At 36.4% G+C, this 17,954-nt stretch carries 17 protein-coding genes and 1 riboswitch; of the genes, 6 read left to right on the plus strand and 11 right to left on the minus strand.

Features of this window, described 5'->3' with window-relative positions:
• Positions 1-51 precede the first annotated feature (51 nt).
• Positions 52-630 carry a carbohydrate binding domain-containing protein gene (locus AB3I42_RS11755; protein WP_258925025.1) on the minus strand — a complete coding sequence of 193 codons (579 nt, stop codon included), beginning with the start codon at positions 628-630 and terminating at the stop codon, positions 52-54.
• 315 nt (positions 631-945) lie between these two features.
• Between AB3I42_RS11755 and AB3I42_RS11760 the strand changes: the two genes are divergently transcribed.
• Together AB3I42_RS11760 and AB3I42_RS11765 are read left to right on the plus strand one after the other, a co-directional pair.
• Positions 946-1,140: a helix-turn-helix domain-containing protein gene (locus tag AB3I42_RS11760; protein WP_010737931.1), complete on the plus strand. Its 195-nt coding sequence runs from the start codon at positions 946-948 to the stop codon at positions 1,138-1,140.
• Positions 1,134-2,414, plus strand: a complete 1,281-nt coding sequence (locus AB3I42_RS11765; protein ID WP_368022514.1) for a helix-turn-helix domain-containing protein — start codon at positions 1,134-1,136, stop codon at positions 2,412-2,414. Before AB3I42_RS11760 ends, AB3I42_RS11765 begins: the two co-directional genes overlap by 7 nt.
• Before the next feature lie 81 nt (positions 2,415-2,495).
• On the opposite strand, the gene asnS is transcribed toward AB3I42_RS11765, so the two are convergent.
• From asnS to AB3I42_RS11795, 6 genes are all read right to left on the minus strand, one after another.
• On the minus strand, positions 2,496-3,794 hold the full coding sequence (gene asnS, locus AB3I42_RS11770; RefSeq protein ID WP_010718497.1) for an asparagine--tRNA ligase: 1,299 nt from the start codon (positions 3,792-3,794) through the stop codon (positions 2,496-2,498).
• 36 nt (positions 3,795-3,830) lie between these two features.
• On the minus strand, positions 3,831-5,021 hold the full coding sequence (locus AB3I42_RS11775; RefSeq protein ID WP_081123203.1) for a pyridoxal phosphate-dependent aminotransferase: 1,191 nt from the start codon (positions 5,019-5,021) through the stop codon (positions 3,831-3,833).
• A gap of 19 nt (positions 5,022-5,040) precedes the next feature.
• Positions 5,041-5,562 carry a DUF5590 domain-containing protein gene (locus tag AB3I42_RS11780; protein ID WP_010718499.1) on the minus strand — a complete coding sequence of 174 codons (522 nt, stop codon included), beginning with the start codon at positions 5,560-5,562 and terminating at the stop codon, positions 5,041-5,043.
• Between the two features lie 77 nt (positions 5,563-5,639).
• On the minus strand, positions 5,640-8,420 hold the full coding sequence (locus AB3I42_RS11785; protein ID WP_368022515.1) for a helicase C-terminal domain-containing protein: 2,781 nt from the start codon (positions 8,418-8,420) through the stop codon (positions 5,640-5,642).
• Between the two features lie 283 nt (positions 8,421-8,703).
• Positions 8,704-8,904 (minus strand): cold-shock protein, encoded by a 201-nt coding sequence (locus tag AB3I42_RS11790; protein WP_005875554.1) that lies wholly within the window; start codon positions 8,902-8,904, stop codon positions 8,704-8,706.
• 443 nt (positions 8,905-9,347) lie between these two features.
• Positions 9,348-10,454, minus strand: a complete 1,107-nt coding sequence (locus AB3I42_RS11795) for a hypothetical protein (RefSeq protein ID WP_181914375.1) — start codon at positions 10,452-10,454, stop codon at positions 9,348-9,350.
• A 232-nt stretch (positions 10,455-10,686) separates the two neighbouring features.
• On the opposite strand from AB3I42_RS11795, the gene AB3I42_RS11800 reads away from it, so the two are divergent.
• The 3 genes from AB3I42_RS11800 to AB3I42_RS11810 all read left to right on the plus strand — a co-directional run bounded on the left by AB3I42_RS11800 (position 10,687) and on the right by AB3I42_RS11810 (position 13,741).
• Positions 10,687-10,809, plus strand: coding sequence for a hypothetical protein (locus AB3I42_RS11800; protein WP_010737936.1), 123 nt, complete (start codon positions 10,687-10,689; stop codon positions 10,807-10,809).
• Positions 10,810-10,932: 123 nt separating this feature from the next.
• The gene (locus tag AB3I42_RS11805) at positions 10,933-12,240 is read left to right on the plus strand and encodes a serine hydrolase (protein ID WP_368022516.1); all 1,308 of its coding nucleotides are present in this window, start codon (positions 10,933-10,935) and stop codon (positions 12,238-12,240) included.
• 301 nt (positions 12,241-12,541) lie between these two features.
• Entirely contained in the window at positions 12,542-13,741 is a 1,200-nt protein-coding gene (locus AB3I42_RS11810) for a YdcF family protein (RefSeq protein WP_010718504.1), read from the plus strand.
• Between the two features lie 62 nt (positions 13,742-13,803).
• Here the strand turns inward: AB3I42_RS11810 and AB3I42_RS11815 are convergent, their stop codons facing one another.
• The 4 genes from AB3I42_RS11815 to AB3I42_RS11830 all read right to left on the minus strand — a co-directional run bounded on the left by AB3I42_RS11815 (position 13,804) and on the right by AB3I42_RS11830 (position 17,544).
• Entirely contained in the window at positions 13,804-15,096 is a 1,293-nt protein-coding gene (locus tag AB3I42_RS11815) for a voltage-gated chloride channel family protein (protein ID WP_010737938.1), read from the minus strand.
• A 49-nt stretch (positions 15,097-15,145) separates the two neighbouring features.
• Positions 15,146-15,213: riboswitch (Fluoride riboswitch) on the minus strand.
• 42 nt (positions 15,214-15,255) lie between these two features.
• Positions 15,256-15,903: a FusB/FusC family EF-G-binding protein gene (locus AB3I42_RS11820; protein WP_010718506.1), complete on the minus strand. Its 648-nt coding sequence runs from the start codon at positions 15,901-15,903 to the stop codon at positions 15,256-15,258.
• A gap of 248 nt (positions 15,904-16,151) precedes the next feature.
• The gene (locus tag AB3I42_RS11825) at positions 16,152-16,655 is read right to left on the minus strand and encodes an HD domain-containing protein (protein ID WP_010737939.1); all 504 of its coding nucleotides are present in this window, start codon (positions 16,653-16,655) and stop codon (positions 16,152-16,154) included.
• A gap of 124 nt (positions 16,656-16,779) precedes the next feature.
• The gene (locus AB3I42_RS11830) at positions 16,780-17,544 is read right to left on the minus strand and encodes an RNA methyltransferase (RefSeq protein WP_034867403.1); all 765 of its coding nucleotides are present in this window, start codon (positions 17,542-17,544) and stop codon (positions 16,780-16,782) included.
• Between the two features lie 107 nt (positions 17,545-17,651).
• Between AB3I42_RS11830 and AB3I42_RS11835 the strand changes: the two genes are divergently transcribed.
• On the plus strand, positions 17,652-17,927 hold the full coding sequence (locus AB3I42_RS11835; RefSeq protein ID WP_010718509.1) for an acylphosphatase: 276 nt from the start codon (positions 17,652-17,654) through the stop codon (positions 17,925-17,927).
• Positions 17,928-17,954 lie beyond the last annotated feature (27 nt).

Here is a 17,954-nt window from a genome sequence, read left to right on the forward strand (position 1 = left end):
TATTAAATTGTTCTGGCGTTAAGTTTAAGTAGATATATGGTTGGTGACTTTCTACTCCAACAGATAACAAAGTATTTTGGGATGTGTCATCTTCAGATTGGATATCGATATTTTTAAAAGTTGCCCAACCATTTCCCGTAGAAGAAAAACGGATAATATATGTATTGTCTTTTTCTGGTGTCGTAAAAGTAAACGAATGTCTTTCCCATTGTTCATTATTATGTGCCGATTCTTGTAAAGAAACAAATTTTCTCCGTGATTCAATGTACCAAACTCGACTTTACTCGGAAAATTTTTGCTTCCCGCAGCGTCATAAGAAAATGTGTAGGTCGTATTGGGTTGTAATTTCACATATTGATGGATATTTTCGCCCAACATTGCTTTCACATAAGAAACCCCATTTTCAGTTACCAGTGTTGGATTCTTCGATTCTGGGTTTGACACGATCCAATGATCTAAACCAGCGCTAAAATCCCCGTTACTGATAATCGAGTCCTCAACCACTTCTTTCAAGTTATCACTGATAGTAATAGCTTCCTTGCCTATGGTTGTTGCATGTACGCCTATAGAAGTTCCTAAAGACAGACAGGCAATACTTGCGACAAATACCTTCTTCATGTTATTTTTCATTCTATTTTCCCCCACTAATTGATTTCTGCTGTTACGATTAGGTAACGAGACTCATTCTATATTATCTCTGGAGATACTCTTTTATTTGCCTTGAATTTTCATGAACATTTTATTTTAAAGATCCTTTTTTACACAAAAAAAGAAATAAATCGCCAAATTCCCATTTTTCATCTCTCTATTTAGCAATCCTGCTAATGTTTACTAATTTTTTGGAATTGTCCATAATTTTTTTTTCCAAAAAAAGAAATTATCATTGCCGATAGCAGCTATTTCATTAGTACAATCCTTATAACGAGTAAGGAGGTTCCAACCAAGATGAAAGCGATATTATCCAAAAAACATTATATCCAATTAATTATTTTAGAAACATATTTAGCAAATGGACAAGTGACCGTTCAACAACTAGAAGAAACAACCCAAGCAACCAAGCAAACGATTCTTAAACAATTGAATGAGCTGGAAAATCGTGGCTTTTTTCAAGTGGAAAAGAAAAAGATCATTTATTGCTGAGAAAAAATAAACCAATCAGCTATAGTGAAGTATACAGTTATATTTATCAAGATTCTGTACAGCTTCAATTTATTTCTCTGGTTTTTTCTCGTCCGTTTATAACAACTTCGGAAATTTTAAAAAAACTAAAAATCAGTAAATCTCAATTTCACCGTATCAAAAAACAAGTAGCTGATTTTTTGAACTGCCATGATATTTGTCTGACTGACTCTCCTTTCTACTTTACAGGAGATTCATCTAAACTATATCAGTTTTTTTATGTCTTTTTTTCAGAAAAATATCACGCTAATACTCAATATATTCTTCCGAAAGAACAATTAATTCTTGATCAACTGTTGCAAGCATTTACCGAATTGCCCAACTTCTCTACTTCTCGAGAACAACAACGATTAAGTAGCTGGATCTGGGTGATTATTAAGCTTAGTGTCCATATCCAAAAATCAACGACTTATTATAAATCAGCGGATAAAAATGCAATATCCTCAGCAACTTTACCATTTGATGATTCACGAATCGTCATTGATTATGCACACTTCAAAGAAGTATTCAAGCTTTCATATACGGGTGTCGTCCAATCAAATCTCTTAACATTTCAGTCAATGATGAAAGAACCAAAGCTTTCACTAGAAATACAAGGGAAAAAGCAATCCTTGATTCAGTTGACAACTGAACTCTACCAGCTATTTGGAGAAAATAAAGAAATCGAGCTCCATTATTCGATCGATCAATCACTAACTTTGTCTGGAAAAATCAAATATTTGTTAAATGATCAAAAAAAACGATTTGTGATTGAATTTTTTAAGCAAAATGGGCGCTTTTCTGCCCATACTGCTAACCGACTGTTACAAAAATTGATCACTTTCAGAAATGAAATAAATGATGATCCTTTATTTTATGAATGGCTCTATCTTACAATTATCTATGATAAACACTTAAAGGAACTTATTAGAAAAAATCAACAGAAGAAAAAAATTGGTCTTGCTTTTACCTACGACCAAGTACATAGTGAATTACTGATTACGCTTCTTAAAACGAAATTGAATGAGTACGCAGTTTTTGAAATCATTGATGTCCAAGATTCTGTAATGAACGATCAAAATGCAGATTCCATCGATTACTGGATTTCTAATCTTCCAATAGCTCCTCAGAAAAACTGGCTACTTTTAGACAATTATCCTTCGCTAAAAGAGATTCGTACCTTAGAATTGCTTCTTCAGCAATCAACGATCCAACCATTAATTAAAGCTTTAAAAGAGCCATTACAAACTGACTAAGTTATAAAAAAACTGCAGAAAGTTAACCTCCTAAGAGGCCACTTTCTGCAGTTTTTTGTGGTTGAACCAGCTATTTCATTTTTATGGATAGATACGGTTTAACAAACGTGGGAATGGAATTGCTTCACGCACATGGTCGATACCTGCGATCCAAGTAACTGTTCGCTCTAAGCCCAATCCAAATCCAGAATGTGGCACTGAACCATATTTACGCAAATCAAGATACCAAGAATATTCATTTTCGTCTAAACCATGATTTTTGATCTGTTCTAATAAGAATTCATAATCCGTTGCCCGTTCACTACCACCAATGATCTCACCGTATCCTTCTGGTGCGATCATATCGGCACAGATCACTACATCTTCACGAGTTGGATGTGGTTTCATATAGAAAGGTTTGATTGCTTTTGGATAATTCAAGATAAATACGGGTTGTTCAAATGAATTGGCAATGAATGTCTCATGCGGAGAACCAAAATCATCGCCCCACTCAATATCATCAAACCCATTTTTCTTCAATAATTCAATCGCATCATCATAAGAGATACGTGGGAATGGTAACTTCGTATAAGTTTTCAATACTTCTTTGTCTCGTTCCAAGACATCTAATGCGTAATCACAGTGATCCAATACATTTTGTACTAAGAAAGCAACATATTGTTCTTGGACCTCTAGACTTTCTTCTTGATGTGTAAATGCCATCTCAGGTTCAATCATCCAAAATTCGATCAAATGACGACGTGTTTTTGATTTTTCTGCACGGAATGTTGGACCAAAGGAGAATACTTTACCAAAAGCCATCGCTGCAGCTTCCATATATAATTGACCACTTTGTGATAAGTACGCTTTTTGGTCAAAATAGTTCGTTTCAAATAAGTCAGTCGTTCCTTCTGGTGCAGAACCAGTTAAAATTGGAGGATCGATTTTGACAAAGTTATGGTTATTAAAGAACTCATATGTTGCACGAATAATTTCATTTCTGATTTGCATGATTGCATGTTGTCTGGAAGAACGTAACCATAAATGACGGTGATCCATCAAAAAATCAGTTCCATGTTCTTTAGGTGTGATGGGATAATCATGACTTTCACTGACAACTTCGATTGTCTTAATCCCGATTTCGTAGCCAAATTTTGAACGGCTATCTTCACGGATTTCTCCGGTCAAGATGATTGATGTTTCTTGGTGAAGATTTTTTGCTAATTGAAATACTTCTTCTGGAACTTCACTTTTCACAACTACTCCTTGAAAATAAGCCGTTCCATCTCTTAGTTGTAGAAAAGCAATTTTTCCGCTTGAACGTTTATTTGCTACCCAAGCGCCAATCTTTACTGTTTCTCCTACATGATTTTTCGAATCAATGATTTGAATTGTTTCCACTTATGACTCTCCTTCGCTCTACCTTAATTATTAGGATTATATTTGACTTTTACTCTCAATAAATTGCGCAATACGTCGGACTGCTTCTTCCAAAGTTCCAAGATCCGTTGCATAACTTAATCGCACATTTTCTGGCGCACCAAATCCTTCACCAGTTACTAAAGCAACACCCGTTTCCTCTAATAGATCTTCTACCCACTTCGTAACATTCTCATAACCGCACATAGCCAACGTTTCTTTTACATTCGGAAACAAATAAAAAGCACCTTGTGGTTTATTAAGTGTCACTCCAGGTAAGTTTGAAACAAGTGGATATAAGATATTTAGGCGTTCTTCAAATGCCACGCGCATTTCTTCCACTGGATCTTGCTCACCAGTCAACGCTTCAATCGCAGCATATTGACTGACTGCTGTTGAATTACTTGTTGATTGAGAAGCAATTGTAATCATCCCATCGATGATTTCTTGGTTCCCCAAAGCATAGCCGATTCTCCATCCCGTCATTGCATAAGTTTTTGAGACCCCATTGATGATGATCGTTTGCTTACGAATAGATTCAGAGATTGTTGCAATTGGAGTAAACTCATTGCCATTATAAACTAAACGTCCATAAATATCATCTGCAACTATCAAAATATCATGTTTGACAGCCCATTCTCCGATTGCTTGCAGCTCTTTTTGATCATAGATCATTCCTGTCGGATTCGAAGGAGAATTGATGATCAATGCTTTCGTTTTAGGGGTTCGTGATGCTTCTAGCTGGGAAACAGTTATTTTAAATCCATTGTTTTCCTCGCCTTTAACAAATACCGGTCGACCTTCTGCTAATTTTACTTGCTCTCCATAACTTACCCAATAAGGTACTGGGATGATCACTTCATCTTCAGGATCTAAAATCGTCTGAAAAAGGGCATATAACGCAAATTTTGCACCATCTGTTACAATCGTTTGAGAAGGTTCATAGGTGATCCCATAGTACTCCTTGATATAATCGACAATTGCTTGGCGTAGTTCAGGAATCCCTGCGCTCGGCGTATAGTAACTTGCTTTGCCGTTTCTAATTGCCTGAACCGCCACTTCTTGGATATTTTCGGGCGTTGCAAAGTCAGGTTCTCCGACCGTTAGACTTAAGATATCTTTTCCTTGTGCTTTTAAAGCTTTTGCTTTTGCTGCTGCAGCAAGCGTCACAGAAGGTTCTAATTGTTGTACTCTTTTTGACAGCTTCATCCTACTCATCCTTTACAAATTATATTCCAGTGATAGTTTTTATTTCTTTCCCTGACTCGAAAGAAAGCAAATAATAATTGAATTGATCCTTTGAATTTTTTCCAACAACTTCCCAGACAGCTTGATTATCGTACATTCCTAGTGAAGCTTTTTCGATTTGGACTTCTGGATGAGCTTGAGCAATTTTTTCTTTTGCTTCTTGTTCAGTTATCCCATCTTTTTGAGCTAATACTTTGACCTTTTCGCCCGATTTAGGAATAATGACCGCAATTTCTTGCCCTTTATCGTTTTTACCAGTCAAAGAAAAGTAAGTATGATTCCGAGTAAACCAATAAAAGTGATCTGCTTCTTCAAGTCCTGCGTATTTTTTAGCAATCTCAATTGCTTCTTGTTTGGCTTGCATCCTTGGGCGGCTCGCACGTAAATAAAAAATCGAACTAAATACGATGATCGCTAATAAAGCGATAATCAACCCTAGTAATACATGATTAATTGTTTTTTCTTTCGGAGATTCTTGCTTTTGTTTTGATTGTTTCTTCAAGGATCGTCGCTCCTTTTATATTCGCTAAGTTTTATTATAGCAGATTTTTCATGCGAAAATAGATTGTCTGAAGAAGTTTATTCTTCGTTTTTCTTTAAGAATTTTGGGATATCTTTGCAAATATCGTCCAATGTTTCTTCTTTGATCGTAATATTCTTCGGTAAGGCCTGCAAGATCCGATTACTGTATTTCGCAGACAGTAATCGACGATCCAGAATCAATAAAACGCCTCGATCTTCTTCACCACGAATCAATCTTCCTAAGGCTTGTCTCAATTTTAAAGCAGCTTTAGGGATCGATTCTTGATAGAATGGGTTGATTCCTTCTGATTCAAGATAGGTATTCCTTGCCTTCACCATCGGTCGTAACGGATTGTCAAAAGGTAAGCGGGTAACCACGACAATCTGTAAAGCATCCCCCGGTAAATCCACACCTTCCCAAAAACTATCAGCTCCAAATAAAACACTCATTTCAGACAGCATGAATCGTTTCAACAATTTCTGTCGGCTACCGCCGATCCCTTGGGCTAAGATTTCCCGTCCTTGCTCTAACATGGATAAATGAATCGCCTGATAAACTTTTTGTAAAATATCATGTGACGTAAACAAAACCAAGATTGGCCGCTTTTCTTGTAAGATCAATTGAGACAACGTATGAGACAAATAGTCCACGTATTGTTGCTGATCAACTTGACTAATTGACGGTGCTTCTTTGGGTACATAGATACGGACTTGTTTTTCGTAATCATAAGGAGATGCGATCACTTTCAATGGTGTACCTTCAATTCCTAAACGTTTCGCAAGATACTGACGATTCGGTCCCACTTTAAGCGTGCCGCCAATATATAAAATATGCGTGTAGCGCGGATACCAAACTGTTCTTTTCAGTGAGGCTGCCTTGAAATCGTGAAGATGAAAAATCGTTTGTTGCGCCGTTTTGTTGGGAACAAACCAATGGATCAAATTTTCATGCCAATCTTCCAGCCACTGTTCCATCAAAGTTGCTTGCTTTTCCATTTGATCGAATAATTGATAAAGAGTGGCTAAATCAATGCGCATTTGTTTCGTCCAGCTTTCTTGAATGATTGTCAAACTTAAGCGCATTTGGTCTTGTAGTTGTTTGATTTCACGATAAAACACATGGAGATGGTCAATTGCAAGGCTCGACTCAAATGGTAACTGCGAAAGCATTTCTTGAGTAACCATCATTTCTTCTGGATACTGACCGTTTGTTTGCTTTGCCGCAAATTGATTCAGTCCTTCTGCCAGAAAAATTTGCGCTTCGTTAAGTGCGTTTAACTCCTCTTGGTAAATCTCTAACCAACGTTGAACTTCGTGGTTTTCTGGTAAATACGCTTTGATCCGGTCAAACAAATGATCCGATTCGTTAAACTGTTGGATTTGTTTGAAAAAATACGCAATACATAAGCGGCGATCATTGACTTTCTCTGCAATATCAGGCAAATGATGCGCCTCATCGATCAATAAATATGGACTCTCTGGTAACAATGGTCGCTTTCTTTGGGTTTCTTGGACTAAAAAGGCATGATTCACAATCAAAAAATTGCTTTGCTGGATCTTTCTCTCTAAAAAACGAACAAAATCTTGTGCATAAAACGGTTGATTTTTAGCTAAAAATGAAGTCCCCCGATGGGCAATCTCACTAAAAAGAAGATGATTCAAGTTGGTCAAATGCAATTCGTCTAAATCACCGGTTTTTGTTTGAGTCAACCAAACAAGGATTGCCATTTGGTAAAGTAAATACTGTTTTTGTTCTTTTGGCGCTTCAAGGGTCGCTTTAAACCTTTGTAAATCGATATAATGGCGATAACTTTTAATCACTGTTGCTTGAATCGGCTGATCCAACAATTGATTTAACAATGGGATATCTTTCTCCAAGATCTGCTGCTGGAGTACCAGTGAGACAGTACTGATGATCGCCGGCTTTTCAGGAGTGGCTAAATAGCTGAGTGGGAGTAGATACCCGATCGTTTTTCCCATTCCAGTAGCGGCTTCAATCATCAAATCTTTGGACTCATCTTTGGTAAAATGGTCGTATACTGCATTCATCAAGCGATTTTGTTCCTTACGATACATCAATGTTTTCCCAAATATCTTTTCTTTAGCTTGTTTCTTTCTAGGATAAACTTGCTCGTTGTAATGAATGCTGGTATAAAGATCTACTTCTTTTTTTTGCAAAGCTAACCCATCGATTATCTCTAATTCTTCGTTTAACGGCTGAGGTTGTTCTCTCATCTCTTCCATCACACTTTGAATAAATCGACTTGTATCCATTCCAGTTTGCCCACTTAATGCATAAATGGCTTCTAATGTGACTAATGGTAAACGGCGCATCCGTTCTTCAATCAATAGAAGAAGTTGGGCAGTCACTTCGGCATCACTATCAGCTTGGTGTGGGTTTTCATGAATAAAGCCTAGACTCTCTGACAGATCAGCCAATCGAAAGCTTGGCTCACTTGGCAAGAAGATTTGAGCTAATTCAACAGTATCGATGCCAGGAATCTTTAATCCCGGTGTTTGGCACCTTAATAGCTCCTGATTAAGAAAGTTATAATCAAAATAAATATTATGAGCAACAAAAATCGTATCCGCCAACAGATTATAGATGGTTGCGGCCACATCTTCAAAATAAGGTGCTTGTTGGACACGACGATTGGTAATTCCTGTCAGATGTTGGATTTGTTTGGAAATCTTGCGTCCGGGATTAATATCAATCGAAAAACGAGAAGTGATTCGACCACCTTCAATCATGACACATCCAAATTGGATAATGCGATCTTCTTTTGGATTTGTCCCAGTCGTTTCAATATCGACAACTGCATAAGTTTTTGATTTCAAATTTACTTCCTCTTCTCTTGCCTTTAAATGTTCTCTTGCGATTATACTACAATCACCAGAAAATTTCTTAATCTCTCTTTCCATTTATGAAAAAAACCTTTATATTATTGGTTCACTTTCTAAATCATCTGATCACCTTAACTACCGGCTGATTACTCAACTACCTATTGATGCAGAATCAATTCCACTTATCTGAAGAACTTATTTAACTTTGTGATTGATCCAAAACAAAAAAGCTCGACAACTACAATGTAGTTATCGAGCTTTTATTCAAATCAATTAATTAAGCTTTAACAACGTTAGTTGCTTGAGGGCCACGTTGACCTTCTTCAACGTCAAAGTTTACTGTTTGACCTTCTTCAAGAGTTTTGAATCCGTCGCCTTGGATAGCTGAGAAATGAACGAATACATCGTTACCGTTTTCTGCTGTAATGAATCCAAAACCTTTTTCTGAGTTAAACCATTTTACTGTACCTGTTTCCATAATAAAAATCCTCCTTGTGTTTCAACACATATTTTGCAATTACTTGAATGGTGTATATCTGGAAGATGTTTATTTGAAACATGCCACAGATTACCGAACAAAAACTACACTCTTAATATATCATATCGGTTACAAAATAGCCACTATTTTCCCTTCTTTTTTTCCTTTTCATCTGGTGTTTTCTGACAAAAACGAGAAAAAGAGTGATATCTCTGTATTCCGTCCTAACAATTATGGAATCGTTTCCTTATAATTCAGACTTTCTCTAACGATTTTTTTTGATAAGATTCCCCATAAGAACGATAGTTGATAGTAAAATAACACCAGTTGAATCGACTTCTTCTACTTTTTATTTTTTAACTATAAACAAGACTGAGGAAAAAATTTCCCCAGTCGTGCTCTTTCATTTCTTTATTCAAAATGCAAAATCTCATGGCACTCTATTAGTAACGAAGGATTGCTACTAAACTTTTCTCATCTGGTGCCTCTTTTTGTTCAAGAATGACTACTTGTCCTCCGTTCGTGATGACATTATCTGCCAATTCATTTAAAACTTGACGGCGGTCATACTCTGTTTCTGGATCTTCTCCAAATCCATCCACTAAGTTAGACGTAGCAATAAACAAGTGAGAAATTTTCCCTTCTTTAGCAGCTGGAACGATATCTACTAGTTGATCGATAAATTTCTTATCTAACAAACGATTATACCCTTCTGCTTCTTTCGCAGCTAATTCCTCAGAAAGTTTTTTAGCTCCTGCTTCGATTTCTTTTAACGATAATTGTGCAGGTGAGGCAGAGATCGCCACATCAGAACAATAGTACGGATTTTTAGCGATTTTTTTGAACATCGTTTGGTTTTCCGGTAACGCAAAGAGATAAATTGGGCGTTTTTCAGGATTGTCAAAGGTATCCTTAAGATAATCATCAACTGCTTGATAATAATTGACCCAGTCGATCTCTACTTCCTCATCTTTTGGATTGACACCATGAAACGTAGCTCCCTCACTACCATTTGAAGTATAGTTTAATCCGCCACCTGTTAACTCCGAACCTAAAGCTGTTACTACATCTTTCGGTGCATCTTCCGGTAATTTTACTTCAGTTACCTGCTTATTGTTTACTTCGTACAACTTCATTGAATCACGATTCAATCCTAGTAGATAATAAGCGTAGTTAAAGTGACTATTTTTGATAATCGCTAGAAGATATGGCAGATCACTCACATAATATTGGTCATCTACAGGAATACCTAAGCGATGGATATACGTATGTTCTGGAGATAAGATGACAGCAACGCTTGTTGTAGCGCTTCGCCAAAATGAAGCATCTTCTAACAAACTAGTGATTTTTTCTTGGAACAAGGACCAGTCATGTTCAGCATATTTTTTTTCAAACCGTTTTTTTGCTTCTTTCGCAAAATTTTTGAACTTGATTTGATCTTTTTCTACATCTTGATGTGCGACATGGGTGTTCAACATAATCGTGACGAATGGGCCTGTAGCACCTTCTGAAGTCAGCTGTGACAATAATTCTTTCGCCATTTTTGTCATAATCGTATCCCTCCTAAAAAAAGTCATTCCTTTACTATAAGTAAAGTCTACCACAACAAATTTTTTCGAGATAATAAAACGAATTTTAATAAAACGACTTATTTCTATTTTTGTTTTATTTAATTAATTTCATAATTATTTCATACTTTACTCAATCATTCCTTTCATTTCTTAAAAAGAAATTCAATTCTTTTTGCTACACTAATAGAAAATAAATGAATGAGGTGATCACATGCACATATTCATGATCTTCAGTTTATTAACCCTAACTGCTGTTACTATTTTTGTTGCTTCTCGATTGAATGAACCAGAAGCGCAACCGGTAAAAATTCGTAGCAAAGATCAAGAGAAGTAACCACTTTTCTCCTTTTTCTATAAATATCTTTTATTATGTTTTTATCAGAAATATTGAAACTACTCTATCTCTTTGATAAAATTTTAATTTATAGGAAAACTATTAGAAAACAAGGAGAAAAAAATGCCTCAAAAAAAATTACGATTGTTCATGTTATTAACAAGTTTGATCTTGTGCCTCGCTGCGATTTTACCAATCACAGCAGTTCACGCTGACGAATCATTCAAAGTCAATGCAAAAGCCGCTTTTGCTGTTGATGCAGAGAGTGGTAAGATCCTTTATGATCAATATGGAGAAAAACCAATGGGAATTGCTTCAATCACCAAAATAATTGGTCTTTATATCGTTCTTGATCAAGTAAAAGAAGGAAAACTGACTTGGGATGAAAAAGTGCCAATTTCAGATTATGCTGAAAAATTGAGCGTTGTTCCTGACTTGTCAAACGTACCTTTACACAAAGAGAACAGCTATACGGTCAAAGAACTTTTTGATTCAGCCTTTATTCAATCTGCTAACGCCTCAATGGTAGCTTTAGCCGAAAAAATAGCTGGCAGTGAAACAAAGTTTCTTGAATTGATGAAAAAACAATTAAAAGATTGGGGTATTAACGACGCAACGATTGTGAACGCCTCTGGATTAAATAATTCCTATCTCGGTGAGAATCGTCCTGAAGGTACCTCGGAAACAGAAGAAAACCAAATGTCAGCCAAAGATGTTGCGATCGTTGCCAGACACTTGATCTTAGATTTCCCTGAGGTATTAAAAGTGACAAATACTACTAATGAAACGTTCGGCGAAGGGACTCAGTCTCCTGTCGAAATGGTGAATTGGAATTGGATGCTTTCTGGGTTTGTTAACTACAAAGAAGGCGTAGATGGCTTAAAAACTGGTACAACTGAATTTGCTGGTGCTTGTTTTGTTGGAACGATCAATAAAGATGGTAGACGAGTCATTACGGTTGTTTTAAATGCCGATGACCATGCTACAAATCCAAGTGCCCGCTTCAACGAAACCGGACGTTTAATGGATTACTGCTATGATAATTGGTCAATTAAAGAACTTGGAAAGTCCAATGCAAGTATTCCAGATTTAAAAAACTTAGCAGTGAAAGATGGCAAAGAAACTTCAGTAGCTGTTGCCTTAAAAAATCCTGTAAAAGTTTGGGTAAGAAATGGTATGGATACTGGTAAATTAAAAATTACTCCTACCCTTGATAAAAAAGTCGTAACGAATGATCAAGTAGCAGCCCCCGTCAATAAAGGTATGAAGGTAGGGACAGCAACGATTACCTTAGCCGATGATTCACTGGGCTATTTGGAAGACAATAAAGAACCAACCACAGATATTATTACTGCTAAATCAGTTGAAAAAGCAAATATCTTTGTGATTGGTTGGCGACATGTTACTGATTTTTTTAGTAATTTGTTCTAATCCAGCTAAAATACCAACAAGTAGAACGTAGAATTTTAAGTACACCTCTTAAGTCAGAATGTCATTGTCTAACTTAGGAGGTGTACTTTTATCTAACAATCCTTGCTACATGCCCCAAGTTTTCCTTTTTTTAGTTTTTAATTTTTCAGAACAGCTTTTTTTTCTAATTTTAGCTATAATAGTAAAGGTTGTGTCAATTTTATTGATTTTATCTTTCAATCAATCGTTTTTGCGTAAATTGGTATCAACCTAAACAAAACACGTTTTATTTCGTGTTCATTAAACGAAAGGAGTTAATTCTATGAATTTGACAAGAGACCTGACTTTCTTGGTTCTCTATGTTTTAGGGTTTACCGGTATTCTTTATTGGCGCCGTCGTCAAAGTGATCCTGCTCTGTTCTTTTATTGTGGATCTTGGACATTTATGATGATGGTCACTTACTTCATTGTTTTGGAAATTTTTTATTCCACCTTTTACTTTTTGATCCCACTTGTTTTTTTTAGTATTTTTGCATTCTCCTATTTTACTGAAAAACGCAAACTATTGAACGGGGTATTGTTTAATTTCTTTTTAATTAGTTTTGGTGGCTACTTAGTCACCTTGCTGCTTGAAACACAAAATATTTTTATTGGTGGTTTATTTGCAATAATTGCTATCCCCGTTTTGTTGATCTTGTTATTTGGCGTTTACATTTTGATCGTCTTTTTATTTTGGAACGGGTTATTAGTTTTAAAAAGAGAATCTCGCTCATTAGCCAATCTCTTAACTTTATTATTAGCAATCTTTTTGACGTTATATACTATATTTCAAATCTTCTTTATCCAATATTTCCCACAATGGTTCAATGTATTATTCACGGCTGTCCCATTGATTCTGTTTTATCTTTTTGTGGTTTTCTATAACTTTATAACCGTTTCTTTTTTGTATCAGTTCAACCGTCCACGATACAACCAAAATTACATTATTGTTTTAGGGGCTGGTCTACTCAATGGCGAAACGGTATCCCCTCTTTTAGCAAAAAGAATCGACAAAGCGATCGCCTTTTATTGGGCACAAAGTAAAGCAACCTTGAACCCGCCTATTCTATTGATGTCTGGTGGTCAAGGATCAGATGAAAAAGTGCCGGAAGCAATTGCGATGAAGCAATATGCTTTAGCTAAAGGCATTCCTGAGAGAGATATCTTGGTGGAAGCCAATTCAAAGACAACTTTAGAAAATATGCGTTTTTCTAAAGAACTCATGGATCAACAAACTGGTGGGCCATATCGAGCGATTTTCACTTCTAATAATTACCACATCTTCCGTGCAGGTCTTTATGCAAAGCAAGCTGGTTTAAAAGCGGATGGAATCGGAGCGAAAACTGCCTTTTACTACTTGCCGAATGCATTTTTGCGAGAATATATCGCCATCTTGGTTCTGCACAAAAAAAGACACTTGATCGTTGGTGGCTTAATCGTGCTATTTACCGTATTATTCGCAGCTTTGAGCATCTTTATTTAAATAAGGCATTTGGGTGCCCCCCAAATGCCTTTTACTTTTTGTAATCTTTCCTTTTGCAACAACTATTTTCGTGTTTTCGTTCTCCCTTTAGATCGCTCAGACTGTTTCTGACTTCCCATCATTGGCAGGAAAAGAATTCCCTTTTTCACTACTACTTTTTGTGCTGAATAAATTCCACTATTACCAGAACACATGAAGCTCACCAGACAGATCATAAAGAAATAACTGGCTGCTTGTCCACCGAACAATTCGATTCCCATAACAAAACAAGCAATGGGTGTATTTGTTGCTCCTGAAAAGACGCCAATGAATCCCAAGGCTGCTAAAAAAGGAATGGACACATGTAAGATTGGTGCTAGAGCAGCACCTAATGTCGCTCCAATTTCAAATAAAGGAGTTACCTCTCCACCTTGATAACCAGCACCTAAAGACAAGACAGTAAATCCAAGCTTTCCAAGAAAATCATAGAAATGGGCGGTACCATTAAAGGCATCAGTTAACAAAGGCAAACTGAGCCCCAAATATCTTTGGGTTTGCAATAAGAGCGCTGCGATGACGACCACAGCTCCGCCAATAAAATTACGTAGAACTGGACTAGCCATTCTTTTGGCATACCAAGTTTTCAAAAAAACGATCGAACGACTAAATACCCAACCAATAAGACCAAAAGCAATGCCTGCAACGAATAATTTAAAGAAAAGAGATACATCCCAATTTGGAATCGTCCCCATAGGGTAATGGATATGTTTCACCCCAAAGCTTTCAGTCACAAAGTTAGCAAACAGTGCTGCAAAAAAACTTGGAAATAAGGCTTCTGTTCTAACTTTTCCAATTGCTAAAACTTCTAACCCAAATAGTGTTCCAGCCAGAGGCGTACCAAAAACGGAACTAAAACCAGCACTGATCCCGCTGATCACCAATAACTCCCGTTCCACTTTATTTAACTGAAAGAGACGGGCTAAATTTTCTGCTAAAGCGCCTCCCATTTGCACAGCTGTTCCTTCTCGTCCGACAGAACCACCAAATAAATGGGTGGTAATCGTTCCAAATAACGTTAAAGGAATCAGGCGTAAAGGAATTTTTTCTTCCCCACCATTTCCTTGATCAATCACTAAGTTATTTCCTCTACCAGAATTTCCTCCGTACTTACTATATAAAAAAGCAAAAATTCCACCACTTACTGGTAAAAGAAACAACAACCAGGGTGAAGCAAGGCGTATATTAGTAACCCATGTTAAACTATTGAGAAAAAAGGCTGATAAACTTCCCATAAAAATTCCCAATAGCAATGTGATCAATAACCATTTGATCATGTATACGACGACCCTAATTGGATCAGGTAATCGATTTTCCATCTCTTTTCCTCCTCAAAAAAAACGCCTACTAAAAAAAGGGGTATCCCGATTCTTAGTAGGCGTCATTAGTTATCTTAAGATTAACGTTTAAAGGCGAACACCATCACCTATTCACTTCATCAATTAAAATAGCATATATTTATGAAAAATACAATGAAATTATCCTTCTTTTTTTACAATCTCAGTAAATTCATAAAAAGGAGTCAATTGGACTAAATTGTGGTTACAATGCTCACTATCATGGCAAATATAGTTTCCTTTTTTCGTATAGGTGCCATCTGAATTCGATTTTGTTGTTGCTAAAAAGAGTGACACACTCGAAGTTTTTTTACAAATCGTACAAATCCCTTTCGTGATGGTCGGGGATAAAGTCCCGCGAATACCGTTTAACTTCCCTGATTCATCATAATAAACAAGAAATTTTTTCTGGGTACCAGGATCATTCCATCCAATATAGGTGTGTTCTCTTAAATCCAAATGATTCCAATCAGGTTGTTTTAGCTTTTTCACTTTTCGGAATAATTTTTCGATTTGAGCTTTCGAAGGTTGCTCAAAAGGTTGAACTGATTCTTTTAATTCTTCTAATAAGCGTTCAGCAGTTTCTTTAGTCAAAGAAGTATCTAAGATGTTTTCTAAGAAAAGGTTCATCCTTTGTGAGGGTTCTACTAGTTCCTCTATTCTCTCCACAGCTAATGCTTGGACCGTTTCGATCGTTTTAGAATCGTTTACTGAATGATAGACTGATATTAATTGTTCGACTTCTCTTTTAATAAAATAATATTGATAAGGTTTAATTGTTTTTTCCATGACTTTGAGTCCTTTCTTCTTTCAAGTGAATGTACTTTGAAGAAAAGAACTTCAACAAAGTACGTTAGTTAAAGCTTTTCCACTCTTTTAAATAAGATCCATATGGCATCTTATCATCACCCCCTTTAATTTTGTATCAACAACTTGTTCTTGATACAAAGTAAACCGTAAAAATCATGGTTCGTCAATAAAAAAAAACCTGAGAAATTTTATGAAATTTCTCAGGAAGAATTCTTAATCACATCGTATTAAATCGATTGTTCTTTGCCGAAATATCTTTGCCATTTTTGTTTCATCGAAGCAGTCATCGGCTGTGCTGCTTCTTTCACAGCACAATATTTGTCGACAAACGTCACAATATAGCTTTCTTTATACTTAGGCGGTGCGATCGTAGCGCCCCACATATGTTTTAAAATGATATCACGCTCTAAATCGGATAGGTCAGTAATTTTTTCTGCATTTTTCACTGCGATCCTTGGATGGATATAAGCATGCGTTCCTTCATCAAATTTTGTTGTACGCCAATCATAGTAGAAAAGATCATGCAAAAGACCTGCACGTGCGGTTGCTTTTGCATTACCGCCCCATTTTTTGGCTAATTTATAACTATAGTAAGAAACACTAAGAGAATGCTCTAATCGAGTGGAGTGGACATGTTGTGTATAATTGGCTAATTTCTTCACTGCATCTGTTGCTAATAGATCTTCTACATAAGACATATATTCTTCGTCTTCACGCCATTTTTCTGTCATAATTATTGATCTGCCACCTTTTTTGAATTTCATTTTCCTTTGAAATTGATCCTAGTATATCATTAGTGTTCGGAATATCCTAGTGAGTTTCCATCAAAATGTAGAAAGCTTAATAGTTCCTTAATCATAAAGAGAAATGGTAAAGTACGATGCCTGCTGCCACTCCTACATTTAATGATTCAGCATTTCCGCGAATCGGAATATAGATATTTTTATCCGTCAAGGAAAGAATTTCGGGCCGCACGCCTTGCCCTTCATTCCCCATGACAATTGCATACTTCTCAGGAACAGTTACCTGTTCTAATGAACGAGCATCCTCGTTCAATTCCGTTCCATAGATATTAAAATTTTGTTCCTTTAAAAGCGGGATCATTTGCTCAAGGTCTGTTTGAAGTATTGGTAGATGGTAATTGCTCCCCTGCATACTTCTTAACACTTTTGTACTATAAATGTCAGCTGATCCTTTTCCTAAAACGACACCAGATAATCCAAAAGCATCTGCCGTACGAATCATTGTTCCAACATTCCCAGGATCTTGGACATTATCTAACAATAACCATCCTCCAGTTAATTCGGGCATGTTTACTTTTTCGTAGAGCATAACGGCTAAGATACCTTGGGGTGTTGGCAAATCTGATACCACAGCCATGACTTCATTCGTTACCAAGGTACAAGGGATGTCTAAATGGTTTTTAAGCCACTCCTCCCACTCTTCTAACCCTTTCTCTGTGATTAAGATTTCTTTTACTTTGGCATGAGAAGCAACTGCCTCTTCAACCAAATGGAATCCTTCGAGTAGATACTCGCCTGTTTCTTCCCGGTATTTTTTCTTATGTAGTTTTTTCAATTCTTTGATTCTTGGATTTTTTGCTGATTGGATTTCTTTCACATTTTTCACCTCACTTAATTATAGCATGAATTCGAACCTTGAACTTGTTACAACATCAAAAAATCGGTATCATTAATTTAAAAAGCAAGGAAAGAAAGGTGGATATGATGAAAAAAATCAAGATGAACGTTCAAGGACGTGTCCAAGGTGTTGGCTTTCGTTATATGACAAAAATCGTTGCCGATCAATTAGGGATCACAGGCACAGTTAAAAACGAAGAAGATGGTTCGGTGACAATCGAAGCATGTGGCGATGAGGAAACGATCAAAAGATTCATTGAAGAAGTAAAGGATTCTCCAAGTCCTAGTGGTCGCGTACAATACGTTGACTTGCAAGATAATCCGATGATGGAAGAACGAAAAAAATTTGATGTGATCGGCTAATTTACTGATTCTGAATGGACGAAACAC

Origin of the sequence: Enterococcus sp. C53, assembly GCF_040887425.1 — a bacterium.
Lineage (GTDB): Bacteria > Bacillota > Bacilli > Lactobacillales > Enterococcaceae > Enterococcus_B > Enterococcus_B hirae.